Here is a 26,565-nt window from a genome sequence, read left to right as displayed (position 1 = left end):
TCGGTGAGCAGCCGCAGTGGCAGGCCCTGCGGGTCGTGCGGCGGGTAGTGCTCGGCCTGCCAGCCGTCCGCGGTCAGCGACTGCCGGAAGTAACCCGAGCGGTACAACAGGCCGACACCGATCAGCGGCAGGCCCAGATCGGACGCCGCCTTCAGGTGGTCGCCCGCGAGAATTCCGAGCCCGCCGGAGTAGTTGGGCAGCACCTCGCTGACCCCGAACTCCATTGAGAAATACGCGATCCCACCGTCCAGCGACACACCCTTGGCCTGCTGGTTCTGATACCAGCGGGGCCGGGACAGGTAGTCGTCGAGGTCGGCGGCCGCGGCGTCGAGCCGGGCCAGGAACGCGACGTCCTCGGCCAGTTCGTCCAGGCGCGCCGGATCGACCTCACCGAGCATCCGGACCGGGTCGAACTGCACCTGCCGCCACAGCTCCGCGTCCAGCAATCCGAACAGTTCCTGCGTGGCCGGATGCCACGACCAGCGAAGATTGGTGGACAGCGGACCGAGGGCAGCGAGCCGCTCCGGAAGGTGGGCTCGGACAGTGAACCGACGCAAGGCTTTCACCTCGCGAACGATAACGCACTACGGGCGTCGTTGCGCCGTGTCGGGGCGGGTGGACGTCAGATCTGCAATACGGACAGGAACCGGTCGACTCCATTACGGTTGAACGGGCGGCCCAGCCCACGAGCCGCCGGCAACTTCCGGCTATGGAACGGAGCCCAGCGTGACAGGTCGACTCGGTATCGACGACGTGGAACCGAACATCGGGTGCGGTCGGTATCCCGCCAAGGCCGTTGTGGGTGAGGTGTTTCCCGTCCGGGCAACCGTGTGGCGTGAAGGTCACGACGCCGTGGCCGCCACGCTCGCGGTGCGGGGACCGCGCAGTGCCGCGTCGGGCGGCTCCGCGACCTTCCGCATTCCGATGACCGGCGGTCCGGTGCCCGACACCGTCGACGGTTCCTTCACCCCGACCGGCGAGGGCGTCTGGACGTTCCGGATCGAGGCCTGGAGTGATCCGGTCACGACGTGGAAGCACGCGGTCGAGGCCAAGCTGGCGGTGGGACAGGGGCCGGCCGAACTGGCCAACGACCTCGAGATCGGTGCGCGGTTGTTCGAGCGTGCCGCGAAGGGCGTCCCCCGCGCGGACCGCTCGCGGCTCGCCGGGGTCGCGGCGTCGCTGCGTTCCGACCGTCACCTCTCCGAACGCGTGGCCCCGGCGTTCGGGTCGGACGTCACCGAACTGCTGCGCGCACATCCGCTGCGCGATCTCGTCACGAAGAGCGAACCGCACACCGTGCTCGTCGATCGCACGCGTGCCCTGTTCGGGTCGTGGTACGAGTTCTTCCCGCGATCCACCGGCGGCTGGGACGAGGACGGCAAGCCGCGGCACGGCACGTTCGCCACGTCGGTGGCCGCGCTTCCCCGCATTGCGTCGATGGGATTCGACGTGGTGTACCTGCCGCCCATCCACCCGGTCGGCAAGATCAACCGGAAGGGCCCCAACAACACGCTGACACCGGGCCCCGACGACGTCGGTTCGCCGTGGGCCATCGGCTCGGACGAGGGCGGCCACGACGCGATTCATCCCGAGCTCGGGACGATGCGCGATTTCAAGGCGTTCATCGCTGCCGCCCGGAAGCTGCACATGGAGGTGGCGATCGACCTGGCCCTGCAGGCCGCACCGGACCATCCGTGGGCGAAGAAACACCCCGAATGGTTCACCGTGCTCCCCGACGGCACCATCGCCTACGCCGAGAATCCGCCGAAGAAGTACCAGGACATCTACCCGGTCAACTTCGACGACGACCGCGACGGCATCTACGCGGAGGTCCTGCGGGTCGTCCGGCACTGGGTTGCGGCGGGCGTCAAGATCTTCCGGGTCGACAACCCGCATACCAAGCCGCCGGACTTCTGGGAGTGGCTGATCGCCGAGGTCAAGAAGTCGGATCCGGACGTCCTGTTCCTGTCCGAGGCGTTCACCCGTCCCGCGCGGCTGTACGGTCTCGCCCGCCGCGGTTTCACCCAGTCCTACACGTATTTCACGTGGCGGACGGCCAAGTGGGAGCTGACGGAGTTCGGCAAGGAGATCGCCGCCAAGGCCGACGAGGCACGCCCCAACCTCTTCGTCAACACCCCGGACATCCTGCACGAGAGCCTGCAGACCGGTGGCCCGGGAATGTTCGCCCTGCGCGCCGCGCTGGCGGCGACCCTGTCGCCCACCTGGGGTGTGTACTCGGGATACGAACTGTACGAACATGTTCCGGTGCGACCGGGAAGTGAGGAGTACCTCGACTCGGAGAAGTATCAGTTGCGGCCCCGCGATTTCGAGGGTGCCGCCGCGCGCGGCGAGTCCCTCGAACCGTGGATCACCGCGCTCAACCGGATCCGCAGGCAGCATCCGGCACTGCAGCAGTTGCGCAACATCCATTTCCACCACGCCGACAACGACGCCCTGATCGCCTACTCCAAGTTCGACGCCACCACCGGGGATGCCGTGCTGACGGTGATCAACCTCAACCCGTACGGCGCCGAGCAGGGCAACGTGTGGCTGGACATGCCCGCGCTGGGCCGCGACTGGCACGACCACCTGACCGTGCTCGACGAGGTCACCGGGGAGCAGTATCACTGGGGGCAGACCAACTTCGTGCGCCTGGAGCCCTGGCGCGCGGTGGCCCATATCCTGGCATTACCGTCGATCCCCTATCCGGCCAGAACGAAACTGGCCTACCGCGGAGGTACATAGTGACCGTCGAACCGCCTGTCGCCATCGCACCGGACGCCGCCGACCTCGACCTGCTGTCCCGGGGCGAGCACCACAACCCGCACTCGATCCTGGGCGCGCATCCGCACCCCGACGGCACGGTGATCCGCGCACTGCGCCCCCACGCCGAGGCCGTCGACGCCGTCATCGGCGGGACGAGCTTCTCTCTGGAACACCTGGCGCACGGTGTGTGGGGTGCGCTCGTCCCGTACCGGGATCTGATGGACTACCGGCTGTCGACGACGTGGCCGGGTGGTCACAACGACGTCTCCGCCGACGGGTACCGGTTCCTGCCCACGCTCGGGGAACTCGACCTGCATCTGTTCGGTGAGGGCAGGCACGAGCGGCTGTGGGAGATCCTCGGCGCGCACCGCCGCCGCTACGACACCCCCGACGGCACCGTCACGGGCACCTCGTTCGCCGTGTGGGCTCCCAATGCCCGCGGGGTGAGTGTGATCGGCGATTTCGACGGGTGGGGTGGGCGGCACTACCCGATGAGGGTGCTCGGGTCCACCGGGGTGTGGGAGTTGTTCATTCCCGGCATCGAGGTCGGCGACCTGTACAAGTTCCGGGTCCACGGACCCGACGGCAGTGTGCGCGACAAGGCCGATCCCATGGCGTTCGCGACCGAGGTCCCGCCCGCCACGGCGTCCCGGGTGTCGGTGAGCACGTACGAATGGAACGACGCCGAATGGCTGGCGCAGCGCGCGGCCACCGAGCCGGCGCAGTCCCCGATGAGCGTGTACGAGGTTCATCTCGGTTCGTGGCGGCCCGGGCTGAACTACCGCGAGATGGCCGAACAACTCGCTGCCCACGTCACCGAGACGGGATTCACGCACGTCGAACTGTTGCCGGTCGCCGAGCACCCGTTCGGCGGTTCGTGGGGATACCAGGTCACGTCGTACTACGCACCCACGTCACGGTTCGGCTCCCCCGACGACTTCCGGTGGTTCGTCGACCACCTGCACGCCGCCGGCATCGGGGTCATCGTCGACTGGGTTCCCGCCCACTTCCCGAAGGACGAGTGGGCGCTGGCACGTTTCGACGGCACACCACTCTACGAGCACAGCGATCCCCAGCGCGGCGAGCAGCTCGACTGGGGAACGTATGTGTTCGATTTCGGGCGGCGCGAGGTGCGCAACTTCCTCGTCGCGAACGCGCTGTACTGGCTCGACGAGTTCCACGTGGACGGTCTGCGCGTCGACGCGGTGGCATCGATGCTGTACCTCGACTATTCGCGGCCGGAGGGCGGTTGGACGCCGAACATCCACGGCGGCAGGGAGAACCTCGAGGCCGTCGCCTTCCTGCAGGAGACCAACGCCACGGTCCACAAGCAGCACCGCGGGGTCGTCACCATCGCCGAGGAGTCGACAGCGTGGCCGGGTGTCACCCGTGCGACCAACGTCGGCGGTCTCGGTTTCAACATGAAATGGAACATGGGGTGGATGCACGACACCCTCGGTTTCATGGCACACGATCCCGTCCACCGCAGCTATCACCATCACGAGATCACGTTCTCCCTGATGTACGCGTGGAGCGAGAACTATCTGCTGCCCATCAGCCACGACGAGGTGGTGCACGGGAAGGGCACACTGTGGACGCGGATGCCCGGCGACGACTACGCGAAGGCCGCCGGTGTACGCGCGCTGCTGGCGTACATGTGGTCGCACCCCGGCAAGCAACTGCTGTTCATGGGTCAGGAATTCGGGCAGACCGGGGAGTGGTCCGAGGAGCGCGGACTCGACTGGTACCAGCTCGACGACCCGTACACCGGCGGCTTCCACCGTGGTCTGCTCCGGCTCGTCCACGACCTCAACGCCACGTACCGCGAGCGCCCGGCGCTGTGGACTCTCGACACCTCACCGGGCGGCTTCTCCTGGATCGACGCCAACGACACCGCGAACAACGTCCTGAGCTTCCTGCGTTACGGCACCGACGGGTCGATCCTGGCCTGCCTGTTCAATTTCTCGGGTTCCCCGCATGCGAATTATCGTGTGGGCTTGCCAGAACGGGGCGAATGGCGTGAAATTCTCAACACCGACGCCGAGGTCTACGCGGGATCGGGTTGGGGAAATCTCGGTGCGGTGACGGCAACGTCGCAGCCGTGGCACGGCCGTCCCGCCTCCGCAGAGGTGGCACTGCCCGCGAACGGCGCGATCTGGATGAGTCTGGAGCGTTGATGAAGGCACGGCCTTGCTGACCCGGCGTCGGCAGTGGGCTGCGAGCATGGGCGTTCTGGCCGTGACTGCGGTCGTCCTGTCCGGGTGTACGCGGTCGGTGGACGGCGAGGCCGCGTCCATCTACGACGATCCGTTCAAGGTGGCGGGTCTGGATGCCACGTCGGGTCCGAGCGGTGCCCGCAAGGGCGTGCCCGACGCCGACCTCCCCGTCACCGGCAGCGACGGCGGTGAGATCGACACGATGGCCGCCAACGCGGTGAGCGACATCGAGGACTACTGGCGCACCGAGTTCCCGGCGCTGTTCCAGCGCAACTTCGAGCCGGTCGAGGAACTGATCTCCTGGGATCCGCGCGAGTCCGACGGCCCGCGCTTCTGCGGCGACAGCACCGAGGAGCTCCTCAACGCCGGCTACTGCAGCACGGACCACACGATCGGCTGGGACCGGGCGCTGCTGCTGCCCGAGGTCGTGGAGAAGTTCGGTGTCGTCGCCGCCGTCTTCGTGCTGGCACACGAGTACGGGCACGCCGTCCAGACGAAGGCGGGTATCGCCGACGAGAACGTGGGCGGCGGCATCGTGCGGGAACAGCAGGCCGACTGCTTCGCGGGGGCGTTCATGCGGTACATCGCGGAAGACAAGGCGACCCACTTCACGCTGAACACGTCGGACGGGCTGAACAAGGTACTCGCGTCCGCGGTGGCCATCGGGGACACCGACCCGAACGATCCCGACAACGTGCACGGCTCGGCGTTCGAACGCGTCACCGCCACCCAGATCGGATTCACGGACGGTCCGGCATCGTGCACGCGCATCGACGAGAAGGAGATCGACTCACGTCGCGCGGATCTGCCTCAGCGGTTCGCCGACGAGACCGACGACGGCGAACTCCCCGTCACCGAGGAGTCCCTCGAGGCGTTCTTCACGTCCTTCCAGCAGATCTTCGATCTCCGCGATCCCCCCACGCTGCAACTCGACGGCGCCGACCTCGACTGCGCGGACGCCGATGCGACCGAACCGGTGTCGTACTGCCCGGCCACCAACACGATCGGGGTCAGTGTCGATGCCCTCGCCGAACGCGGCACACCGGGACGCCAGGGTAGGCGCGAACTCTTCCAGACCAAGCTCACCGGCGACTACAACGCGTACGTCCTGCTCGCCTCGCGGTACACCCTGGCGTTGCAGCGGGACCGGGGCAACGATCTGCACTCACCCCAGACCGCGCTGCGAGCCGCCTGCCTTTCGGGTGTCATCACCAGCGCGTTGAGCCCGGACAGTCCCGCCACCCTGGAGGCGGGCAGCGTGTGGCTGTCGCCCGGCGACCTCGACGAGGCCGTCTCGGGGCTGCTCACCGACGGACTCGCCGCGAGCGACGTCAACGGGGAGACCGTGCCGAGCGGATTCTCCCGGGTGGACGCCTTCCGCACCGGAGTGCTCGGCGGCGAGCAGGCCTGCGAGGGCCGGTACCGCTGACCGTCCCCCCGCGTGACGCCACTCGGCCGCCGTCTCAGATCTCCCGGTAGCCGAGCGCCGCGGAGATCCGCCCGGCGGCCCGGCACACGACCGGCACGAGGCCGCGCATCCGCTCGTCGGGCATGTACGGGCTCGTGGCCGACACGCTGATCGCACCGACGATCGCGCACGACGCGTCCCGCACCGGTGCCGCCACGCAGCGGATTCCGGGTTCGTTGTCCTCGAGGTCCATCGCCGCGCCCCTCCGCGCGTAGTCCTCCATGCGCGCGCGGAAGTGCGCCAAGCCGCGGGGGCTCGGTGGCCGCGCTCCCTGCGCGGCATCGCTCTCGTACAGCGCATCCCAGCGGTCGGCCGAGTCCAGCAGCAGCGCCTTTCCGACACCGGCGCGGGTCAGCGGCATGCGGTGACCGATGCGGGAGCGCATCTCGGCGCCCCGCGACCCCGGCAGTTTGTCGAGATACAGCACCGAGCCGCCGTCCTCGACCGCCAGGTGCACGGTGTCGTGGACGTGCGCCGACAATTCCTCGAGGATCGGGCGCGCGACGACGGGCAGCGGGTTGCCGTGCAGCGCCTTGAAACCCAGTTCGATCAACGTCGGCCCGAGTGTGTAGCCACGGCTTCCGCTCCGGAGATAGCCCTCGTGGACCAGCAACTGCACGAGCCGGTGCGCTGTGCTGCGCCCCAGCCCGGTGCTCTCGACGACCGCGCGGAGATCCTGGGCCCCGTCGGAGACGGCGCGGACGACTGCCAGCCCCCGGGCGAGTGTCTGCGTGCCGGGTGGAATGTCGTACGTCGGATTCGCCACACCCCACTGTCCCACATATAGGGACCGTATTCGTCATTATGGGATTCGCGTCCGATAGTGGTTCGCGTGATCCAGAACACCCCCGCTCCCTCGACACCGCGCCTGATCGCCCTCGACTGGGGCACGTCGTCGCAGCGTGCCTGGCTCCTCGGCGACGGCGGCCGCATTCTGGACGTGCGCCGGCCGGACTTCGGATTGCTCGGCACCGCCGGCGACGACCCCGCATCACGCACCCGTGCCTACGAAGCCGCGTTCGACGAGGCCTGTGGCGACTGGATCGCGGCCGCCCCCGATCTCCCGGCGATCGCCTGCGGCATGGTCGGCAGCGCCCAGGGTTGGTGTGAAGCCGGCTACCTGACCACCCCGACCGATCTCGCGATCGACGCGGACGACCTGACGACGGTCAACCACCCCCGCGGAGTACTGCACCTCGTACCCGGCCTGCGCGTCGCCCCCGCGGCCGACGGCACGGTGGCCGGCGACGTCATGAGGGGCGAGGAGACGCAGATCATCGGGGCTCTGGGCCTGCTCCCGCCGGCCGACCGACCGCTCACGATCGTGCTCCCCGGAACACACAGCAAGTGGGCACGAGTCGAGAACCGCAAGATCGTCTCGTTCGCCACATCGATGTCGGGCGAGTTGTACGGGCTGGTGATGCAGCACGGCATCCTCGGCCGCACCGCGACCACCGCCGTGCGCGATGACGCCGCGTTCGAGCGGGGCCTCACCACCGGAACGTCGACACCGTCACGTGGATTGCCCGCGGAGCTGTTCGGAGCGCGAGCGCTCGTGCTCGACGGACTCCTCGATCCGGCGTCGCTTCCCGACTACGTCTCCGGCGTGATCATCGCCGACGAGATCCGGCATCTCGTGCCCCACTACACCGACGGAAATCGAATCCTGTTGTGCGGAAACGCCGACCTCTGCCGGCGCTACGCAGCCGCACTGCGCGTCCACGGCATCGTCGCCGGCATCGTCGCCGAGGAGGCCGCAGCACACGGTTTGTGGCGTGTGGCGACCGATGCGGGGCTGCTCGGCCCGGCGCAGTTCACCGATCTCGAGAAGGAGTCTTCATGAGCACCACAGCCACTGCCACCACGACCGGATTGATCGCCATTCTGCGCGGCATCACCCCGGACGAGATCGTCGCCGTCGGTTCGGCCCTCGTCGACGCCGGGTTCACGGCGATCGAGGTTCCACTGAACTCGCCGCGACCCTTCGACTCGATCGAGCGGTTGGCGGCGGCCGTCGGCGACGTCTGCGTCGTCGGGGCCGGAACCGTCCTCAGCGTCGCCGACGTGATCCGATCCGAAGCAGCCGGCTCCCGGATCATCATCTCCCCCAACACCGACGTCGAGGTCATCGAGGCCGCCGTCGCCCGCAACCTGCACCCGTACCCGGGAGCGGCTACTCCGACCGAGGCATTTCGCGCCGTCGGTGCGGGAGCGCGCAGCATCAAACTGTTTCCCTCCGACTCCGTCGGGACAGCCGGGATGCAGGCCTGGCGGGCCGTCCTGCCGACGGAGGTCGAATTGCTCCCAGTCGGCGGAGTCGACCGCACCAACCTCGCCGAGTGGGCCGCCGCGGGCGCGGGCGGCGCGGGACTCGGCACCTGCCTATACCGGCCCGGGGACGCCGCCGACACCGTCCTCGACCGCGCACTCACCCTGATGGACATCTGGTCCGCCGACGCCGCCTGAACCGACACCTACGACCACCGGGCCACCACCACAGCCCCGCACAGGAGGACTCCATGAAGATCACGTCACTCACCACGTACGCCGTTCCCCCCAGGTGGCTGTTCCTGCGGATCGAGACGGACGACGGCGTGGTCGGCTGGGGCGAACCGGTGCTCGAAGGCCGGGCCGCGTCCGTCGCCGCCGCTGTGGAGGAACTGTCCGACTACCTCATCGGCCAGGATCCGACGCAGATCGAAGACCTGTGGACGGTCATGTACCGCTCGGGTTTCTACCGCGGCGGCGGCATCCACATGAGTGCACTGGCCGGCATCGACCAGGCCCTGTGGGACATCAAGGGCAAGGCCCTCGGCGTGCCTGCGTACGAGCTTCTCGGCGGCCGCGTCCGGGACCGGATCAAGGTCTATTCCTGGATCGGCGGCGACCGACCCTCGGACACCGCGAAGGCGGCGCGTGAGGTGGTCGACCGGGGGTTCACCGCCGTGAAGATGAACGGCACGGAGGAACTGCAGTACCTGGACTCCTGGGACAAGGTGGACCAGTGCCTCGCGAATGTCGCCGCGGTGCGGGACGCGGTGGGCCCGAACATCGGTATCGGCGTCGATTTCCACGGCCGGGTGCACAAGCCGATGGCCAAGGTGCTGCTGAAGGAACTCGAACCGTTCCGGCTGATGTTCGTGGAGGAACCGGTCCTGTCCGAGCACGTCGACGGTTTCGTCGACGTGCTGCGACAGTCGCCGATCCCGATCGCGCTGGGTGAGAGATTGTTCTCCCGTTGGGATTTCAAAACCGTCCTCGCGTCCGGGGCGGTGGACATCATCCAGCCCGATCCGTCGCACTGCGGCGGCATCACCGAGGCCAGGAAGATCGCGCACATGGCCGAGGCGTACGACGTGGCACTCGCTCTGCACTGCCCCCTCGGACCGATCGCCCTGGCCACGTGCCTGCAGATCGACGCGGGCTGTTACAACGCGACGATCCAGGAACAGAGCCTCGGCATCCACTACAACACGTCGAACGATCTCCTCGACTATCTCGTCGACCCGTCCGTGTTCACCTATGCGGACGGCCAGGTCCGGATCCCCACCGGTCCAGGACTGGGCATCGAGGTGAACGAGGAGTACGTCATCGAGCGGGCCGCCGAAGGACATCGCTGGCGAAACCCGGTATGGCGCCACAGCGACGGATCCTTTGCGGAGTGGTGAGGGCAATGGTGCAGACCCAGAAGATCGGCAAGTCCACTTCGGGCGCGGCGCAGGCGTCGAAGGCGCGCGTTCTCATCGCGGTGATGCTGTTCGTGACCGTCGTCATCAACTACATGGACCGGGCAAACCTGTCGATCGCGATGCCCGCGATCGCGGACGAAATGGATCTCTCCAAGGCGCAGCAGGGACTTCTGCTGTCGGCGTTCGGCTGGACGTATGCGGCGCTGCAGATTCCCGGTGGCTGGCTGGTCGACCGGATTCCCCCGAGACTGCTCTACCCCGCGTGCCTCATCCTGTGGTCGGTCGCGACCGCGTTCATGGGAGTCATCGGCGGCTTCGTGGCGCTCATCGCGTTGCGCCTGCTGGTCGGCGTGTTCGAGGCGCCCGCGTATCCGATCAACAACCGGGTCGCGACGGCCTGGTACCCCGAGCGTGAACGCGCGACGGTGATCGGCTTCTACACGTCCGGACAGTTCATCGGACTTGCCCTGCTCACGCCCTTCCTGTCCTGGCTGCAGTCGGTGCTGTCCTGGCACTGGGTCTTCATCGTGACCGGAACGATCGGAGCGATCTGGGGTGCCGTGTGGTACGCGTTCTACCGGGAGCCACGCGACTCGCGAGCGAACGACGCCGAGATCGACCTGATCCGCGACGGCGGCGGACTCGTCGACCTCGTGGACGAGCAGCAACCCGAACGTCCGGCCGTGACCCGGAACGATGTCGCCACCGTCCTCGGCCGGCGCAAGCTGTGGGGAATCTACCTGGGGCAGTTCTGCCTCACGTCGACGCTGTGGTTCTTCCTCACCTGGTTCCCCACGTACCTCGTCGAGTACCGGGACATGGATTACATCAAATCCGGATTTCTCGCCTCGCTGCCGTTCGTCGCGGCACTCGTCGGCGTGCTGTTCTCCGGGGTGTTCTCCGATTTCCTGCTGCGCAAGGGAGTGTCTCTCGGAGTCGCCCGCAAGGGTCCGATCATCGTGGGCCTGTTGCTGACCGTCGCGATGATCGGCGCCAACTTCACCGACTCGACCGCGATGGTGATCGTGTTCCTGTCCATCGCGTTCTTCGGCAACGGACTCGCGTCGATCACGTGGTCGCTGGTGTCGGCACTCGCACCGGAACGCCTGCTGGGGCTCACCGGTGGCATGTTCAACTTCATCGGCAACCTGTCGTCGATCGCGACACCCATCGTGATCGGGTTGCTCGTCACCGACGACAGCTTCGCGCCGGGATTCGTCTACATGACCGTGGTGACCGCGGTCGGGATCGCGTCCTACGTCCTCCTGGTCGGACGGGTGGAGCGCGTTCGGAGCTGACCGTCGGCGAGCGGGGTGACCGGGGTGAGTGCCGACAGCACTCACCCCGGTTCCTCGTCAGTACAGTGCGGCGGCGAGTTTCCGGCGCGCGGTCATGACAACCGGCTCGGCCGGGTCGAACAGTTCGAACAGTTCGAGCAGACGAGTCCGTACCCGCGTCTTGTCGTCGCCGGCGCTGCGGGCGACGACACCGATGAGACGGGCGAACGCCGCGTCGGGGGCCTGGGAGTAGAGCTCGACATCCGCGGCCTGCAGCTGGGCGTCGATGTCGTTCGGGGCGGCGTCCGCCGCGGCGACGGCACCGGGATCGACGGACTGCACGCGGGCGAGGAAACGCACCTGACGGATCGCGCCCTGCGCCTCGGCGTTGGCCGGTTCCTCGTCGAGGATCTTCTGGAACTCGGCTTCGGCTGCCGACAGGTCGCCTTCGTCGAGCGCCGCCTCGGCCGCGACGAAGCGCGGGTCCTCCGGCTCGGGCTCGTCCTCGGCGCCGTCGCCGGCCGGCGGTCCGGACAGCTTTCCGGCGGTTGCCTGCTGGACGGCGGCGAGCCATTGACGCAGTTGCGGTTCGGGCTGTGCGCCCTGGAAGTCGGCGAGCGGCTGTCCGCCGGCGATGGCGACCACGGTCGGAACGGATTGGACGCCGAAGGCCTGCGCGATGCGCGGGTTGGCGTCGACGTCGACCTTGGCGAGCACCCAGGTGCCGCCGGCCTCGTGTGCCAGCTTCTCGAGCAGGGGTGAGAGTTGTTTGCACGGCTCGCACCAGGTGGCCCACAGGTCGACGACGACCGGGACCTGCTGGGACCGGACGAGCACCTCGGCCTCGAACGTCGCCTCGGTGACGTCGATGACGGGTGTGAGTCCGGTGCCGCCGGGGGCGGCCGGAGCGGCGGCACCGTCCCCGGAGGGTGTGGGTGCCTGCGGGGGCGGAGCGGCCGCACGCTCCTTGAGGGCGGAGAGATCGACTGCTCCGCTCATGGCTGCGGCCACTGCTGAGGAACGCGCTGACGGACGAGAACCTGGTCGAGTCACGTCCACCAGTTTGTCACGATTTGAGCGCGCACCGGAATGCGGGCCGTGCCTACCGCCGAGTGGATCAGACGAGCGACGGTTCGCTCTTCACGGCGCTCGACCGGGACAGCTCGGCCATCCGGCCGGCGCGGGCGGCCCAGACCTCGAACACGACGGTGCCGAACGGCGGGACGCTGGCGACGAGCGCCCAGAAGGTGGTGACCAGATTCCAGCTCAGCTTGCGGGCGGTCCACAGCGAGATGAGCAGGTACAGGACGAAGACGCCGCCGTGGATGGGCCCGAAGATCTTCACGCCGATCTCGTTGCCGTCGGCGGGCAGGTACTTGAAGGCCATGCCGATGAGGAGGCCGAGCCAGGTGAATGCCTCCAGAATTGCGACAAATCGGAAGCGCTTGGCCGTGGTGCTGAGATCGAAGACGTTCGCCATGCCGACCATTGTGCCCGACCATCTACGACAGTCCGTAGTGGTGTGAGATACACCACCACGGACTGTCGTCGTCTCAGGCCTTGGGTACGCGCACGATCAGGGCGTCGCCCTGACCGCCACCACCGCACAGTGCCGCAGCGCCCACACCCCCACCGCGACGACGCAACTCCAGCGCCAGATGCAACGCGATCCGCGCGCCGGACATCCCCAGCGGATGCCCCATCGCGATCGCCCCGCCGTTGACGTTCACGATCTCGGGATCCAGCCCCAGCTCCCGCGTCGACGCGATCCCCACCGCCGCGAACGCCTCGTTGATCTCCACCAGATCCAGATCCTTCGGCTCGATCCCTTCCTTCGCGCACGCCTTCGCGATGGCCCGCGCCGGCTGCGACTGCAATGTCGAATCCGGACCCGCCACGACCCCGTGCGCGCCGATCTCCGCAATCCACGACAACCCGAGTTCCTGCGCCTTCGCCTTGCTCATCACCACGACAGCGGCCGCACCGTCGGAGATCTGCGACGCCGACCCGGCCGTCACCGTGCCGTCCTTGCTGAATGCCGGCCGCAGCCTGGCCAGGGATTCCACCGTCGTATCGCCGCGCACGCCCTCGTCGGAGCCGACCAGCACGGGATCACCCCTGCGCTGCGGCACCGGCACCGGCACCACCTCGTCGTCGAACACCCCGTCCTTCCAGGCCCGCGCCGCCTTCTGATGCGACGCCGCCGCGAACGTGTCCTGCTCCTCGCGGCTGATCCGCTGCCCGTCCTCCGCGTTCTTCGCCTCGGTCAGGCTCCCCATCGCCTGATCGGTGAAGATGTCGTACAACCCGTCGAAGGCCATGTGGTCGCGCATCGTGACATCGCCGTACTTGAAACCCTCCCGCGACTTCTCCAGCAGGTGCGGGGCGCGCGACATCGACTCCTGACCGCCTGCCACCACCACCTCGAACTCGCCGGCCCGGATCAGCTGATCCGCCAGCGCGATCGCGTCGATCCCGGACAGACACACCTTGTTGATGGTCAACGCCGGCACATCCATCCCGATCCCCGCGGCCACCGCGGCCTGCCGCGCCGGGATCTGACCTGCGCCCGCCGTGAGCACCTGACCCATGATCACGTACTCGACCTGCTCGGGAGCGACGCCCGCCTTCTCCAACGCACCCCGGATCGCCACCCCACCCAGATCCGAACCCGACACATCCTTCAACGAACCCAGCAACCGACCCATCGGGGTCCGGGCTCCGGCGACGATCACAGAACTGGTCACGATTTCCTCCGCGTGAGACGAGTAGACAGGTGCGGGGCGACGGAAGTCACATCCCGACGAGAACTACCGAAACGGTAGCGCTAACGTCGGGACCATGACACAGTCCTCCCCCACCCAGACCACGTCACCGCTGTCCTCGGACCTGGTGACCGCCATCGACCACGTCGGCATCGCCGTTCCCGACCTCGACGCCGCCATCGCGTGGTACTCCGAACACCTCGGCATGGTGTCGACGCACGAAGAGGTGAACGATGAGCAGGGCGTGCGCGAAGCGATGCTGAGCGTCGTCGGCTCCCCCGAGGGCAGCACCGCGCTGCAGCTTCTCGCACCGTTGAACGAGAACTCGACCATCGCCAAGTTCATCGATCGCAGCGGTCCCGGCCTCCAGCAGCTCGCGTACCGCGTCACGGACATCGACGCCATCTCCGCCCAGTTGCGCGAGCGCGGCGTGCGGCTGCTGTACGACGCACCCCGCCGCGGAACCGCCGACTCGCGCATCAACTTCGTTCACCCGAAGGATGCAGGCGGAGTTCTCGTCGAGCTCGTCGAGCCGTCGGCGACCCACTAGAGCTGTGGCCGGCCGCCGGGTACCAGGCGCAGAGACAAGTTCTACTTTGCCCAGGTAGATTGGCGGCCATGGTAAACGAGCAGGACCGTGGTTCGATCCCCCTTCCCTTCTCCACCGTGCGCAAGGGGTTCGACCGGGACGAGGTACGCAACTACTTCGAGCGATTCGACGCCGAGCTCCGCGTCACTGCCGCCGACCGCGACGCCGCGGCGGCGCAGGCGCGGGATCTCGCCAAGCAGCTCGACGATGCGCGGGACGAGATCGACGATCTCCGCAAGGATGTCGACCGCCTGTCCGTTCCGCCGACCACCGCAGAGGGAATGAGCGACCGCATCTCGCGCATGCTCCGGCTCGCGTCGGACGAGGCGTCCGAGGTGCGGGCGAAGGCCGAGGCCGACGCCGCCGAGATGATCTCCGTCGCCGAGCAGGAGGGCGCGCAGCTCCGCGGCCAGTACGAGTCGCTGGTCGCGGAACTCGAAGACCGCCGCAGCGCTCTCGAGATTCAGCACGAGCAGACGATGGCCAAGGCCCGCACGGAGGCGGCGAAGATCGTCGAGGCCGCTCAGGCCGAGCGCGACCGCCTGGCCGCCGAGGCCGAACTGCGTCGGTCGCAGGTGCAGGAAGACTTCGACCTCGCGATGTCCGAGCGCCGCCAGAAGACGATCACGGCCGTCAACGAACTCGAGTCCACCAGCAAGGCCGAGGCGCACCGTCGTCTCGCGGACGCCACGCACGAGGCGGAGCGCAGGTTGCAGGCGGCCACCGACCAGTCGGAGCGCAAGATCGCCCACGCCAAGGAACTCGCGGAAGAACTTCGCGTACTACGCGGACGGATCCTGGCGCAGCTCTTGGGAATTCGGGGACAGCTCGATTCCGTTCCGGCGATGTTGGCGTCGGTCAACCGGGAGAGTGAACTCCTGGACGCGCAGCCCGAGAACGCTGCATCGAACCCCGAGAAGCGCTCGAACGAGAACACGAACAGCAAGTCGGCATCCGGCGCTGCCGCAGACCGGAAGACTGCGCAGAACGAGTCCGGAAAGAACTCCGCGGACGAGACGGACAACTCGGACGAGGACACTGCAGTGCTGTCCACCGTCGAGAAGAACCCCGCGAACCGGCAGGCGGATCAGCGGACCGTGAAGACGGGAAGCTAGGACCACCTGCGCGTGAGGCCCCGGGTGCTGCGTCCCGACCAGCACCCGGTGTGCCAGTGCCGCCGGTCCTCGGCGCCGCCGTAGTCGGCCGGCCAGGTGACGAGGTGGGCGACGCCAGGCCGGATGTCGTGATCGCAGCCGGGACACCGGTAGGACTTGGTCGCCCGCGCCCCGGGGATCGCGCGGACGACGAAGCTCTCGTCCGCGTAGCCGGCGGGCCCGGATTCCTGACGCATCAGCGCACTACCGAACAGCGACCCCTCGGAGTTGTCCGGGGGCGCACTGCGGCGTGTGTTCTTCCGCTGCGGTTTACGACGGGGCACGGTTTCAGCCTAGGCCTCAGAAGAGCCGGAACTCGGTGCTCTCGGTGCCGCGCAGCGCTTCGTAGTCGAGCACGAGGCACCGGATTCCGCGGTCGGTGGCAAGGGTTTTGGCCTGCGGCTTGATCTGCTGGGCGGCGAAGACACCACTCACCGGCGCCAGCAGCGGATCCCGGTTGAGCAGTTCGAGGTACCGGGTCAGTTGCTCGACACCGTCGATGTCTCCGCGGCGCTTGATCTCCACGGCGACGGAAGCCCCGTCGGCGTTCCGGCACAGCAGGTCGACGGGACCGATGGCCGTCATGTACTCGCGCCGGACGAGCGTGTAACCGCTGCCGAGCGTTTCGACGTGTTCGGCGAGCAACTCCTGAAGGTGTGCCTCGACACCGTCCTTGACGAGCCCCGGATCGACACCGAGTTCGTGACTGGAGTCGTGCTCGATCTCCTCGATGGTGATCCGCAGTTCCTCACCGGCCTTGTTGGTCACCACCCACAGCGCTTCGGCGTCCTCCACGGTGTCTTCGACGAGCCAGCAGGGCGGGCTCATCCAGTTCAGCGGCTTGTAGGCGCGGTCGTCGGCGTGGATGCTCACGGAACCGTCGGCCTTGATCAACAACAGGCGACGAGCGGTGGGCAGATGTGCCGTCAAGCGGCCTACGTAGTCGACTCGGCATCGGGCAATCACTAGGCGCACCCGCCCACCCTAAGGGATCGTGCCGACTAGTCTCGAATGACTATGCGCAGCCCTCGCCGATCCGTCGCCCCGCTGGGGTCGTGGTTGCTCGGATCACCGGACGAGAGTCCCCGCAGGCGCCGCATTCGTGTCCAGCTGCTGCTGACCGCCCCTCTGGTGTTCACCAATCTGGTCGGCGCGGTGATCACCTGCCTTCTCGTCAGTGTCGTCGTCCCCGGCCCGAGTGTGTGGTCGAGCGAGTTCACGATCGCCAACTTCGTCGCAGTGCCCGTGTTCGTGCTGTGCGCGGTCCTGATCGGCGTGACCTGGGGCACCAAGCGACTGGTGTCGGATCTCCGGTGGGCGACGGAGGACGACGCGCCCACGGACCACGACCGGTCGGCGGCGTTTCGCGCACCGTGGCGTCTGACACGTGTCCAGGCGGCGTTGTGGGGCATCGGGCTGGTGTTCTTCACGACGCTGTACGGCATCATCGATCCCCAGACCATTCCGAAGGTCGCGTTCACGATCGCGCTGGCCGGGATCACCGTCTCCGCGTTCTGCTATCTGCTGACCGAGTTCGCGCTGCGCCCCATCGCCGCCCGGGCACTGGGATCGGACGGACCGCGACCCCGCAGAACCCTCGGCATCACCGGCCGCACCGCACTGGCCTGGATCCTCGGGACGGGTGTTCCCGTGCTCGGTCTGATGCTCATCGCGATCTTCAGTTTCATCCGGCCGGCGAGCCCGACCAGCCTCGCGGTCTCGATCCTCGCGCTGGGCGGTGTGATCCTGCTGTTCGGCCTGCTGCTGGTCGTGATCAGTGTGCGCGCCACCGAAGCACCCATCCGCTCGGTGTCGCTGGGCATGGCGAAGGTGGCGGAGGGCGATCTCGACGCCGAGGTCGTCGTATACGACGGCACCGAACTCGGCGCGCTGCAGACCGGGTTCAACCGGATGGCCGAGGGACTCCGCGAACGTGAGCGGATCCGCGACCTGTTCGGACGTCACGTCGGACAGGACGTGGCGTCCCAGGCTCTCCAGCACAATCCCGAACTCGGCGGGGAGGAACGTGACGTGGCGGTCCTGTTCGTCGACATCATCGGATCCACCACGATCGCGGCCACCCGGTCGCCTGCGGAGGTCGTGGACCTGCTCAACCGGTTTTTCAACGTGGTCGTCGACGAGGTCGACAGGCGAGGCGGGTTCGTCAACAAGTTCGAGGGCGACGCCGCGCTGGCCATCTTCGGGGCACCCGTAGCACTCGACGACCATGCGGGAGCGGCCCTCTCCGCCGCTCGTGCCCTTCGCCAACGGCTCACCGACGAGGTATCGGAGTGCGATGCGGGGATCGGTGTGGCGGCGGGTCGCGCCGTGGCCGGAAACATCGGCGCCCACGAGCGTTTCGAGTACACGGTGATCGGCGATCCGGTGAACGAGGCTGCGCGGTTGTCCGAGCTCGCCAAGAATGTGTCCGGACACGTCGTCGCGTCCGAGCGTGCGATCGACGCGGCATCCGAGGACGAACGCAAGCAATGGCAACTCACCGACACCGTCACCCTGCGCGGACGCCTCGAACCGACCACTCTGGCCGTTCCCGCCGAACTAATCCCCGCCGGTTCCGCCGTCGACGATGAGGGCGCCGACTCCGTCGAGTAGCCGGGCGAGCCCGAACTCGAAAGCGTGGGCGGGGGCGAACGCGGCGTTGTGGTGTTCTCCTGCCGAGGCTCCTACCCGGGCGGCCAGCGGGAACCGGTCGGGGTCGAAGACCTTCTCGAAGTGCGGAGCGATGCTCTGCCACCATTCACTGTCGGCCTCACCCTGGGCGGCGAGCGCGGCCGCGTCCACCGCGGCCCGCGCTGCGCCCGCGACGAAACTGTCGAGGAGCGTGACGACGGAGTCCATGTCGAGGTCCGACAATCCGAGCCCTTCGACCGCGCGCAGTTCCCGTTCGTATTTGGCCATCCCGCCTGGCCCGAGAACCGGCCGGCTCAGCGCGACCACGCCGAGCATCCACGGGTGCGCGCACAACAGTTGGAAGTAGTCGTGTGCGGCGGCCGCGAGACGCTCCCGCCACCCCGTGCCGGTGTCGTCGGCCGGTTCGAGGGTGGACAACGCGCGATCGAGCATCACCTCGACCAGTTCGGTCTTTCCGGGAACGTGCGTGTACAGCGACATCGCGCCTGCGCCGAGCTCGGCTGCCAGCCGGCGCATCGAGACGGCGTCGAGCCCTTCCGCATCCGCGACCGAGGTGGCCGCCTCGACGATCCGGTCGAGCGTCAGGCCCGGCTTGCCGTTGCGGGGACGCGATATCGGCGTGCTGCCGCCACCCCACAGCAACTCCATGGTGCGAGCGGGGTCGCCGTCCGGTGTCGCGCTTCTACCCATGCCGAGATCTTCCCACGGCGCCCGGGAACAATTCCGCCCGCCGCCTCGTTGACGTACGGCGTACCATAAACCAGGCGAAAGGCGCAGTAGTGACAGCAGAGCCCATCCTCGCCACCTGTGCGGCCACCTTCGCACCCGCCGATCCTCCCCGCGACTCCCACCTGGTGTTCTGGAGCGATTCCCCGGACGAGCCGCCGCCACCGGGCGCCCGTACCCGCACCTGGATGGCAACCGGGAACACCGTGGAAAGCGTTCCGACGCACAGCGTTTCCCTCGCCGACCTGGTGCCGATGCTGCTGGCTCTGTCACCCGGCGACACGACGCACCGATCGGTCGCGTTCTGGGCTGCCTGCACCCGCACCGCTCTCGGATACGTCGCGGCGGGCAAGGTCCTTCCCGCGGTTGCGCCGAGTGGCCGCGACATCTGGCGGCTCGGCGCCCTCGACACCGAGGACGAGTCGCATCTGCGCTTGCTGGCCGCCGCGCTCCCGCCGGAAGCTCGCGCGATTCCGCTCGGGGATCCGTCCGCCGCCGACGTACGCCTCCCCGCCGCGGTGGACGTGCTGCGCGACTTCCTCACCTCCGTCGTCGATACGATCCCGCGACTCGAGTCGCCGGCCGCCGACGCCGGCCCCTACCTGGGATGGAACGCCGAGACCTCCCCCGAACTCCGGGCATGGGCGGACGCCCTGGCACCCGACGTGATCGCGTTGTCGTTGCGGATCGACCCCGTCGATCCCGGCGCGGTGGACCTCTCGGACAGCGAGTTCGACGCCACGGTCCAGGTGCACGGTGTCGCGCGGCCCGGGGTGGTCTGCGACGCCGTCGACCTGTGGCGGCACCCGACGCTCGCCGAGTCCGCGTTCGCCTCCGACCCGCGGATCGAGGTTCTCGACGCCCTCCGCCGCGCCGCCCAGGACTGGGCTCCACTCGAAGACCTGCTGCGGGCTGAGGCGCCGCACCGCATCCGGCTCGAGGACGACGACCTGGCCTCCCTCGCCGGGGACGCCGGCCGTCGACTACGCGAACGAGGAGTCGAGATCCATTGGCCGCGCGAACTGGTCGCGCGCACCTCGACCCGAATGATCCTCGGTGAACCCGGGTCCCGCGAGGGCGCAGCCGATTTCGGCGGCGACCACGCGTTCGACTTCGACTGGCGTGTCGCGATGGGTGACGACGTACTGACGCGGGAGGAGATGGAAGAGCTCGTGTCGGCGGAGCGCGCCGTCGTGAAACTCCGCAACCGATACGTCGTCGCGGACTCGGTGTTGATACGAAAGACCCTCCAGCGACGCACCGGAACGATGACGTCCGTCGAGGCCCTGCGGGCGTCGCTGACCGGCCGGGCCCGGCGCGGCGAGGAGGACGTCCGCGTCGACTCCTACGGGGCGGCCGCGGCAATGGCGCGGGAGCTGTCCGCCCAGGATCCGGAGGCCGTGCCGGTCCCCGCAGCCCTGCGCGCACAGTTGCGGGACTACCAGCTGACCGGATTCCGCTGGCTCGCCGGGCTCACGTCACGGGGCCTGGGCGCCTGCCTCGCCGACGACATGGGCCTGGGAAAAACGTTGACACTCATCGCACTTCACCTGCACCGCCAGCAGGCGCCGGAGACGGCAGGACCCACACTGGTGGTCTGTCCCGCGTCCCTGCTCGGGAACTGGCGACGGGAGATCGAACGCTTCGCACCGGGCACCGCTGTTCTCGTCCACCACGGGCCGAAGCGGTGTCCACCCGCTGAGACCGTAGCGCGCGGCAGCGACACCGTCGTCCTCACCACGTACGCGACGATGCGGCTCGACTGCGACGTGCTCGCCCGGACGGCATGGGGTCTGGTCGTCGCGGACGAGGCGCAACACCTGAAAAACCGCTCCGCGTCCGTCACCCGGGCGCTGCGGACGATTCCGGGTCAGGCCCGCGTCGCACTCACGGGAACACCGGTGGAGAACAGGCTCAGCGATCTCTGGTCGATCCTCGACGGTGTCACACCGGGTCTCCTCGGCACATACGCGCAGTTCCGGCGCCGCTACGACGGCTCGGCCGCCGAGGACGGAACCGACCGCGCGGCGGAGTTGGCGGCGTTGATCGCGCCGTTCGTCCTCCGGCGCACGAAGTCGGATCCGGGGATCGCCCCCGAACTTCCGCCGAAGACCGAGATCGACCTGGACGTCACGCTCACTCCGGAACAGGCGGGAATGTACGAGGCCCTGGTGCGCGAGGCCATGGAGCAGATCGAGAAGAGCGACGGCATCGGGCGCCGCGGCAGCATCGTGTCGCTGCTGACCGGGCTCAAGCAGATCTGCAATCACCCCGCCCAGTACCTCGGCCAGGAGCACGCCGCGCTCACCGGCCGCTCCCACAAGATCGGTCTGCTCGACGAGTTGATCGACACCAACCTGTCCGAGGGCGGGCGTTCACTCGTGTTCACCCACTTCACCACGATGGGCCGGCTGCTGCGACGGCACCTGACGGCGCGCGGGGTGGACTGCGAATTCCTGCACGGAGGCACCGCCGTCCCCGCCCGGGAGGGGCTGGTCGAACGCTTCCAGAACGGCGACATCCCCGTCCTGATCCTGTCGCTCAAGGCCGCCGGCACCGGGTTGAACCTCACCCGGGCCGATCACGTCGTCCACTTCGACCGGTGGTGGAACCCGGCGGTCGAGGACCAGGCCACCGACCGCGCCTACCGCATCGGGCAGACCCACCCGGTCGTCGTGCACCGGCTCGTCACCGCGGGAACCATCGAGGAACGCATCGCCGGCATGCTCGCCTCCAAGCGGCAGCTCGCCGACTCGGTTCTGTCGCAGGGCGCCGACGCCTTCACCGAACTGACGGACCGTGAACTCACCCGGCTGGTGGCTCTGAGCCCCGACTACGACTTCGGAGGTGACGTATGACCGACGCCGTCACGCTTCCCCGCTTTGCGGCGCAGAAGGGTCGCCGCACCCGCGGCAGAACCTGGTGGGCGCAGCGGTGGGTCGACGATGTCGAGCAGGCCGCGCTCGACTCGAACACGCTGAAAGGCGGACGCGTCTACGCCCGTGGCGGACTGGTCGGGCCGCTCACGTTCGCGCCGGGGCTCGTCTCCGCGGACGTGCACACAGGCGAGGAGACCCTGCACGTGCGGATCCGGGTGGACCAACTGGACGAGCGCGAATGGGGCCAGGTGCTCGCGACCCTGGCGTCGCGGAGCGGTCACGTCGCCCAGTTGTCGAGTGGGACGCTTCCCCGCGAACTCGACGACGACCTCGCTGCCGTCGACGTGTCCCTCGTGCCGTCGATGTTCGACGCCGACGCGACATGCACCTGCGAGGAGTGGGACGTGCCGTGCCGCCACGCTGCCGCTGTGCTGTATCAGGCCGCGTGGCTGCTCGACGACGACCCGCTGCTCTTCTTCCTGCTGCGCGGACGGGAGGGACAGGAAATTCTGCAAATCAGGCACGATTCGCACGAGGAGACATCCCATGCCTCGTTCGACCGTTCGTGCTCCCCGGTGTCGGCGTCGGACGCCTACGCCGCGATTCCCGGACCGCTTCCGGCGCCGCCGCATACCCGCGGAACCCCGGTACGCCCAGGTTGGCTCGACGACGCTCCCCCCGAGGTTCGGGCGGACGCCGTCTGGTCTGCGATCGTCACTGCGATTTCGCGATACGGAGACCGTGCCTGAGGTCGTCCGACGGTCCGGGCACCAGGCTCGGTGCGACCACCCGGGCCCCGGTCGCCGGATATGGCGTGCAGATCTGGGCGTCGTGCACGAAGCACCAGCGCCAGTTGTCCCCCGCATGGAGCGACTGGACGATCGGATGACCGCTGCGTTCGGCGTGGTGTCGCGCGTGCCGCATCGGTGATCCGTCACTGCATCCGACATATCCACACGTCAGGCACAACATCAGGTGCTCCCAGCGGGTACCGAGTGCGAGACAGCCCTCGCACCCGTCCGACGTGTGCGCGACGACATCGCGAATCATGTTCAGATCGGGATCGTGCCAATTATTGGATTGGGTCATAGTGCCACCCCTCAGTAACCAAGATTGGCGGCTGATCCGTCTCGCCACATGGTCACGGCGGAACGAAAGAATCGCCCGAAATCCGGCCTCAACGGACAGCGTCCCGGTTTCGACGGCGGAAAACGGGGTAGTTCCAAGCCATGGATCTGGAAGCAGCCCCAGACCCGAGGGTGGATCACACGCCGCGGGCGACGAACCTGTCCGCGATCGTGGCCGTCACCGCGCACATGCACGACTGCGGAAATCGGGACGAGATCCTCGCCCTGCTGGTCGAAGCTCTCCCGGAACTGGGTCCCTTCACCGTGGAGCCCGTGTCGGCTCTGACGGGCGAACGCCACGACGACGACGTCTGGCGTCACCGTGTGCTGCTCGACGATTCGTGGTCGAGGCCGGTCTCGCTCACCCTGCGGGCCGACTATCCGCCGACCCCGGTGCAGGCCACGCTGCTCGAGTTGCTGATTCAGCACACCGGGTCGGCCCTGCGCGCCGCGTCGCTTCGCTCGCGGGCGGCCACACAGGAACGCCAACTACGCGAGGCCGCGGGCGAGATCACGGCGCTCGGCGCGCGGGCCGCGCGGCTCGAGGAGGAAGCGAAGATCCACACCACGTTCGGGCGCCTCGCCGCGACCGGTGCCGACGAGACCGCCGTCGCCGAGACACTCCACCAGGTGACCGGACTCGCCGTCGGGATCGAGGACGCCTTCGGCAACCTCCGTGTCTGGGCCGGCCCGGACAAGGCCCCGCGGTACCGCAAGACCGGCGGCGGGAACCGAGTCGACGTCCTGCGCCGTGCCGCAATGGAAGGCCGCCCACTGCGGCACGACAACCGGATCGTGCAGATAGTCCGGCCCGGCCAGACCCTTCTCGGCGTCCTGTATCTGTCGGACCCGGAACATCGGGCCACCGACCTCGACACGGTCGCCCTCGAGTTCGCCACGACGATGCTCGCCGTCGACATGTCGCACCGCAGATCACTCGCCGAGACGGAGGCGCGGCTCAGCCGCGACCTGGGCGCCGACCTGCTCGCCGGCACCGACGACGCCAGCGCCTACTCGCGGGCCGACGCACTCGGCTACGACCTGCACACCCCGCAACGCGTCCTGGTGGTCCAGTGGGGGCCGGACACACCCGTCGAGTCCGTCGCGGAAGCCTTCCGGCGCCACCTGACGTCCACCGATTCGTCGGCCCTCCTCGTCCACGGCAACGAACACCGAACCGGGATCCTCGCCGCCGTCATGGACGCAAAGACAGATGTGAACATCATCTTCACGGCGCTGGAGAAGTCGCTCGGCCCCGCGGTCGGAGTGATCGGTGTCGGATCCGAATGCCCCTCCCCCAGTGGCCTACCCGACTCGTACACCCACGCAATTCGAGCGCTGGAGATCAGGAAGCAGTCGTTGTCGCCCCGCGGCGTGGCGCTGTTCGACGAACTCGGCGTGTACCGGATCCTCGACTCGCACAGCAGCACCGGGGACGTCGAGGCATTCGTGCAGGAATGGCTCGGCCCACTGCTCGACTACGACCGGGAACACCGCAGCACGATGACGGCCACACTGGCCCAATACCTCGAATGCGGTGGCAAGTACGACGAGACCGCGCAGGCACTCAGAATCCATCGCAGCACCCTGCGATACCGGATGTCCCGCATTCACGAACTGACCGGGCGTGATCTCCGCAGCGTCGACACACGCCTGAATCTTCATCTCGCGTCCCGCGCACTGCAGGTCCTGGCCGGCGGTGCGTCGGGGTGAAAGGGTGTGTGCGGCACCGGTTGTCGCCGCGGATAGTGTCCGGGAATGCCGAAAGCCCCCCAACAAGGTTGGGGGGCTTTCGGTAACGGATGTTCGGCGGTGTCCTACTCTCCCACACCCTGTCGGGTGCAGTACCATCGGCGCTGGAGGGCTTAGCTTCCGGGTTCGGAATGGGACCGGGCGTTTCCCCTCCGCTATGGCCGCCGTAACTCTATGAAACTGTCACACGGAACATCAGCGAAGACACACAACCAACGGTGTTGTTGGTGGTGTTCTTCTTTCTTCTGTTCTGAAACGTGTGTGTTGTTTCAGATACTGCACAGTGGACGCGTAGCTTCTTTGTGGTAAGTCCTCGGCCTATTAGTACCAGTCACCTGCATCCGTTACCGGACTTCCAGTTCTGGCCTATCAACCCGGTGGTCTGCCGGGGGCCTTACCCCCTCGAGGGGGTGAGAAACCTCATCTTGGAACAGGCTTCCCGCTTAGATGCTTTCAGCGGTTATCCCTTCCGAACGTAGCTAACCAGCGGTGCTCCTGGTGGAACAACTGGCACACCAGAGGTTCGTCCGTCCCGGTCCTCTCGTACTAGGGACAGCCTTCCTCAAGTTTCTAACGCGCGCGGCGGATAGAGACCGAACTGTCTCACGACGTTCTAAACCCAGCTCGCGTGCCGCTTTAATGGGCGAACAGCCCAACCCTTGGGACCTACTCCAGCCCCAGGATGCGACGAGCCGACATCGAGGTGCCAAACCATCCCGTCGATATGGACTCTTGGGGAAGATCAGCCTGTTATCCCCGGGGTACCTTTTATCCGTTGAGCGACACCGCTTCCACTTGCCGGTGCCGGATCACTAGTCCCGACTTTCGTCCCTGCTCGACCTGTCAGTCTCACAGTCAAGCTCCCTTGTGCACTTGCACTCGACACCTGATTGCCAACCAGGCTGAGGGAACCTTTGGGCGCCTCCGTTACATTTTGGGAGGCAACCGCCCCAGTTAAACTACCCACCAGGCACTGTCCCTGAACCAGATCATGGTCCGAGGTTAGAGGTCCAATACGATCAGAGTGGTATTTCAACAACGACTCCACACTCACTGGCGTGAGCGCTTCACAGTCTCCCACCTATCCTACACAAACCGAACCGAACACCAATACCAAGCTGTAGTGAAGGTCCCGGGGTCTTTTCGTCCTGCCGCGCGTAACGAGCATCTTTACTCGTAATGCAATTTCGCCGAGTCTATGGTTGAGACAGCTGAGAAGTCGTTACGCCATTCGTGCAGGTCGGAACTTACCCGACAAGGAATTTCGCTACCTTAGGATGGTTATAGTTACCACCGCCGTTTACTGGGGCTTAAATTCTCAGCTTCGCCACCGAAGTGGCTAACCGGTCCTCTTAACCTTCCAGCACCGGGCAGGCGTCAGTCCGTATACATCGTCTTACGACTTCGCACGGACCTGTGTTTTTAGTAAACAGTCGCTTCTCACTGGTCTCTGCGGCCCCACCCAGCTCACACTGCAAGAGTGATCACCGGACGAGGCCCCCCTT

At 67.5% G+C, this 26,565-nt stretch carries 22 protein-coding genes and 2 rRNA genes (1 of these 24 cut by a window edge); 13 read left to right on the top strand and 11 right to left on the bottom strand.

Annotation, left to right across the window (positions count from 1 at the left end; genetic code table 11):
- Window positions 1-566, bottom strand: a 566-nt coding sequence (locus DTA22_RS20775) for a DUF3417 domain-containing protein (protein WP_146777780.1), incomplete at its 3' end; no start/stop codon positions are given.
- Between the two features lie 160 nt (window positions 567-726).
- Here DTA22_RS20775 and DTA22_RS20770 point away from each other — a divergent pair.
- Genes DTA22_RS20770 through DTA22_RS20760 form a run of 3 tightly spaced genes read left to right on the top strand, consistent with a single transcriptional unit; the run spans window position 727 to window position 6,411 of the window.
- Window positions 727-2,745: an alpha-1,4-glucan--maltose-1-phosphate maltosyltransferase gene (locus DTA22_RS20770; protein WP_112300753.1), complete on the top strand. Its 2,019-nt coding sequence runs from the start codon at window positions 727-729 to the stop codon at window positions 2,743-2,745.
- Entirely contained in the window at window positions 2,745-4,943 is a 2,199-nt protein-coding gene (glgB, locus tag DTA22_RS20765; RefSeq protein WP_037236459.1) for a 1,4-alpha-glucan branching protein GlgB, read from the top strand. The genes DTA22_RS20770 and glgB overlap by 1 nt, the downstream gene beginning before the upstream one ends.
- Before the next feature lie 46 nt (window positions 4,944-4,989).
- Window positions 4,990-6,411, top strand: a complete 1,422-nt coding sequence (locus DTA22_RS20760) for a neutral zinc metallopeptidase (RefSeq protein ID WP_112300752.1) — start codon at window positions 4,990-4,992, stop codon at window positions 6,409-6,411.
- A gap of 34 nt (window positions 6,412-6,445) precedes the next feature.
- Here the strand turns inward: DTA22_RS20760 and DTA22_RS20755 are convergent, their stop codons facing one another.
- A complete protein-coding gene (locus DTA22_RS20755; protein ID WP_112300751.1) occupies window positions 6,446-7,231 on the bottom strand; it encodes an IclR family transcriptional regulator in 786 nt (261 codons plus the stop codon).
- A gap of 51 nt (window positions 7,232-7,282) precedes the next feature.
- Between DTA22_RS20755 and DTA22_RS20750 the strand changes: the two genes are divergently transcribed.
- From DTA22_RS20750 to DTA22_RS20735, 4 genes are read left to right on the top strand one after another with little or no spacing between them, the layout of a single operon-like run.
- Complete coding sequence (locus tag DTA22_RS20750) at window positions 7,283-8,293, top strand: 2-dehydro-3-deoxygalactonokinase (RefSeq protein WP_112300750.1); 1,011 nt, start codon at window positions 7,283-7,285, stop codon at window positions 8,291-8,293.
- Entirely contained in the window at window positions 8,290-8,916 is a 627-nt protein-coding gene (locus DTA22_RS20745; protein ID WP_112300749.1) for a 2-dehydro-3-deoxy-6-phosphogalactonate aldolase, read from the top strand. Before DTA22_RS20750 ends, DTA22_RS20745 begins: the two co-directional genes overlap by 4 nt.
- Window positions 8,917-8,969: 53 nt before the next feature.
- Window positions 8,970-10,118, top strand: coding sequence for a galactonate dehydratase (gene dgoD / locus DTA22_RS20740; protein WP_112300748.1), 1,149 nt, complete (start codon window positions 8,970-8,972; stop codon window positions 10,116-10,118).
- 5 nt (window positions 10,119-10,123) lie between these two features.
- Window positions 10,124-11,437, top strand: a complete 1,314-nt coding sequence (locus DTA22_RS20735) for an MFS transporter (RefSeq protein WP_112300747.1) — start codon at window positions 10,124-10,126, stop codon at window positions 11,435-11,437.
- 57 nt (window positions 11,438-11,494) lie between these two features.
- On the opposite strand, the gene DTA22_RS20730 is transcribed toward DTA22_RS20735, so the two are convergent.
- From DTA22_RS20730 to DTA22_RS20720, 3 genes are all read right to left on the bottom strand, one after another.
- Window positions 11,495-12,415 (bottom strand): tetratricopeptide repeat protein, encoded by a 921-nt coding sequence (locus DTA22_RS20730; RefSeq protein WP_112300756.1) that lies wholly within the window; start codon window positions 12,413-12,415, stop codon window positions 11,495-11,497.
- 118 nt (window positions 12,416-12,533) lie between these two features.
- Window positions 12,534-12,905: a DUF3817 domain-containing protein gene (locus DTA22_RS20725; protein ID WP_037236477.1), complete on the bottom strand. Its 372-nt coding sequence runs from the start codon at window positions 12,903-12,905 to the stop codon at window positions 12,534-12,536.
- A 64-nt stretch (window positions 12,906-12,969) separates the two neighbouring features.
- Complete coding sequence (locus DTA22_RS20720; protein WP_112300746.1) at window positions 12,970-14,163, bottom strand: acetyl-CoA C-acetyltransferase; 1,194 nt, start codon at window positions 14,161-14,163, stop codon at window positions 12,970-12,972.
- 94 nt (window positions 14,164-14,257) lie between these two features.
- Between DTA22_RS20720 and mce the strand changes: the two genes are divergently transcribed.
- Together mce and DTA22_RS20710 are read left to right on the top strand one after the other, a co-directional pair.
- On the top strand, window positions 14,258-14,731 hold the full coding sequence (gene mce / locus DTA22_RS20715; protein ID WP_112300745.1) for a methylmalonyl-CoA epimerase: 474 nt from the start codon (window positions 14,258-14,260) through the stop codon (window positions 14,729-14,731).
- A 68-nt stretch (window positions 14,732-14,799) separates the two neighbouring features.
- Complete coding sequence (locus tag DTA22_RS20710; protein WP_112300744.1) at window positions 14,800-15,885, top strand: coiled-coil domain-containing protein; 1,086 nt, start codon at window positions 14,800-14,802, stop codon at window positions 15,883-15,885.
- Here the strand turns inward: DTA22_RS20710 and DTA22_RS20705 are convergent.
- Both DTA22_RS20705 and nucS read right to left on the bottom strand, forming a co-directional pair.
- Window positions 15,882-16,208: an ATP/GTP-binding protein gene (locus DTA22_RS20705; protein ID WP_112300743.1), complete on the bottom strand. Its 327-nt coding sequence runs from the start codon at window positions 16,206-16,208 to the stop codon at window positions 15,882-15,884. The genes DTA22_RS20710 and DTA22_RS20705 overlap by 4 nt on opposite strands.
- A gap of 16 nt (window positions 16,209-16,224) precedes the next feature.
- Window positions 16,225-16,899 (bottom strand): endonuclease NucS, encoded by a 675-nt coding sequence (gene nucS, locus DTA22_RS20700; RefSeq protein ID WP_005248359.1) that lies wholly within the window; start codon window positions 16,897-16,899, stop codon window positions 16,225-16,227.
- Between the two features lie 36 nt (window positions 16,900-16,935).
- Between nucS and DTA22_RS20695 the strand changes: the two genes are divergently transcribed.
- Entirely contained in the window at window positions 16,936-18,537 is a 1,602-nt protein-coding gene (locus DTA22_RS20695; RefSeq protein ID WP_112300742.1) for an adenylate/guanylate cyclase domain-containing protein, read from the top strand.
- Here DTA22_RS20695 and DTA22_RS20690 read toward each other — a convergent pair.
- Window positions 18,484-19,266, bottom strand: a complete 783-nt coding sequence (locus DTA22_RS20690) for a TetR/AcrR family transcriptional regulator (RefSeq protein WP_112300741.1) — start codon at window positions 19,264-19,266, stop codon at window positions 18,484-18,486. The genes DTA22_RS20695 and DTA22_RS20690 overlap by 54 nt on opposite strands.
- A gap of 89 nt (window positions 19,267-19,355) precedes the next feature.
- Between DTA22_RS20690 and DTA22_RS20685 the strand changes: the two genes are divergently transcribed.
- Together DTA22_RS20685 and DTA22_RS20680 are read left to right on the top strand one after the other, a co-directional pair.
- Entirely contained in the window at window positions 19,356-22,160 is a 2,805-nt protein-coding gene (locus DTA22_RS20685; protein WP_112300740.1) for a DEAD/DEAH box helicase, read from the top strand.
- The gene (locus DTA22_RS20680; RefSeq protein ID WP_112300739.1) at window positions 22,157-22,930 is read left to right on the top strand and encodes an SWIM zinc finger family protein; all 774 of its coding nucleotides are present in this window, start codon (window positions 22,157-22,159) and stop codon (window positions 22,928-22,930) included. The genes DTA22_RS20685 and DTA22_RS20680 overlap by 4 nt, the downstream gene beginning before the upstream one ends.
- Here DTA22_RS20680 and DTA22_RS20675 read toward each other — a convergent pair.
- Window positions 22,896-23,270, bottom strand: a complete 375-nt coding sequence (locus DTA22_RS20675) for a UBP-type zinc finger domain-containing protein (RefSeq protein ID WP_009474161.1) — start codon at window positions 23,268-23,270, stop codon at window positions 22,896-22,898. The two genes, DTA22_RS20680 and DTA22_RS20675, sit on opposite strands and share 35 nt — an antisense overlap.
- A 140-nt stretch (window positions 23,271-23,410) precedes the next feature.
- Here DTA22_RS20675 and DTA22_RS20670 point away from each other — a divergent pair, with 140 nt between their 5' ends.
- Window positions 23,411-25,021 (top strand): PucR family transcriptional regulator, encoded by a 1,611-nt coding sequence (locus DTA22_RS20670; protein WP_112300738.1) that lies wholly within the window; start codon window positions 23,411-23,413, stop codon window positions 25,019-25,021.
- 91 nt (window positions 25,022-25,112) lie between these two features.
- On the opposite strand, the gene rrf is transcribed toward DTA22_RS20670, so the two are convergent.
- Together rrf and DTA22_RS20660 are read right to left on the bottom strand one after the other, a co-directional pair.
- Window positions 25,113-25,229: ribosomal RNA gene (gene rrf, locus DTA22_RS20665) — 5S ribosomal RNA — on the bottom strand.
- Between the two features lie 132 nt (window positions 25,230-25,361).
- A 23S ribosomal RNA gene (locus tag DTA22_RS20660) occupies window positions 25,362-26,565 on the bottom strand (it continues 1,931 nt past the right edge of the window).

The sequence above is a fragment of the Rhodococcus wratislaviensis genome (assembly GCF_900455735.1).
GTDB lineage: Bacteria > Actinomycetota > Actinomycetes > Mycobacteriales > Mycobacteriaceae > Rhodococcus_F > Rhodococcus_F wratislaviensis.
Note: the sequence above shows the minus strand (reverse complement) of the source record. Positions and strands in the feature narration are given on the sequence as shown.

Bases quoted from the DNA above. Each gene is read 5' to 3' on its own strand.
- DTA22_RS20730 (WP_112300756.1), bottom strand. From the start codon at position 12,415: ATGAGCGGAGCAGTCGATCTCTCCGCCCTCAAGGAGCGTGCGGCCGCT.
- DTA22_RS20725 (WP_037236477.1), bottom strand. From the start codon at position 12,905: ATGGTCGGCATGGCGAACGTCTTCGATCTCAGCACCACGGCCAAGCGC.
- DTA22_RS20760 (WP_112300752.1), top strand. From the start codon at position 4,990: ATGGGCGTTCTGGCCGTGACTGCGGTCGTCCTGTCCGGGTGTACGCGG.
- mce (WP_112300745.1), top strand. From the start codon at position 14,258: ATGACACAGTCCTCCCCCACCCAGACCACGTCACCGCTGTCCTCGGAC.
- DTA22_RS20695 (WP_112300742.1), top strand. From the start codon at position 16,936: ATGACTATGCGCAGCCCTCGCCGATCCGTCGCCCCGCTGGGGTCGTGG.
- DTA22_RS20745 (WP_112300749.1), top strand. From the start codon at position 8,290: ATGAGCACCACAGCCACTGCCACCACGACCGGATTGATCGCCATTCTG.
- DTA22_RS20680 (WP_112300739.1), top strand. From the start codon at position 22,157: ATGACCGACGCCGTCACGCTTCCCCGCTTTGCGGCGCAGAAGGGTCGC.
- DTA22_RS20710 (WP_112300744.1), top strand. From the start codon at position 14,800: ATGGTAAACGAGCAGGACCGTGGTTCGATCCCCCTTCCCTTCTCCACC.
- DTA22_RS20735 (WP_112300747.1), top strand. From the start codon at position 10,124: ATGGTGCAGACCCAGAAGATCGGCAAGTCCACTTCGGGCGCGGCGCAG.
- dgoD (WP_112300748.1), top strand. From the start codon at position 8,970: ATGAAGATCACGTCACTCACCACGTACGCCGTTCCCCCCAGGTGGCTG.
- DTA22_RS20670 (WP_112300738.1), top strand. From the start codon at position 23,411: ATGGATCTGGAAGCAGCCCCAGACCCGAGGGTGGATCACACGCCGCGG.
- DTA22_RS20675 (WP_009474161.1), bottom strand. From the start codon at position 23,270: ATGACCCAATCCAATAATTGGCACGATCCCGATCTGAACATGATTCGC.
- DTA22_RS20690 (WP_112300741.1), bottom strand. From the start codon at position 19,266: ATGGGTAGAAGCGCGACACCGGACGGCGACCCCGCTCGCACCATGGAG.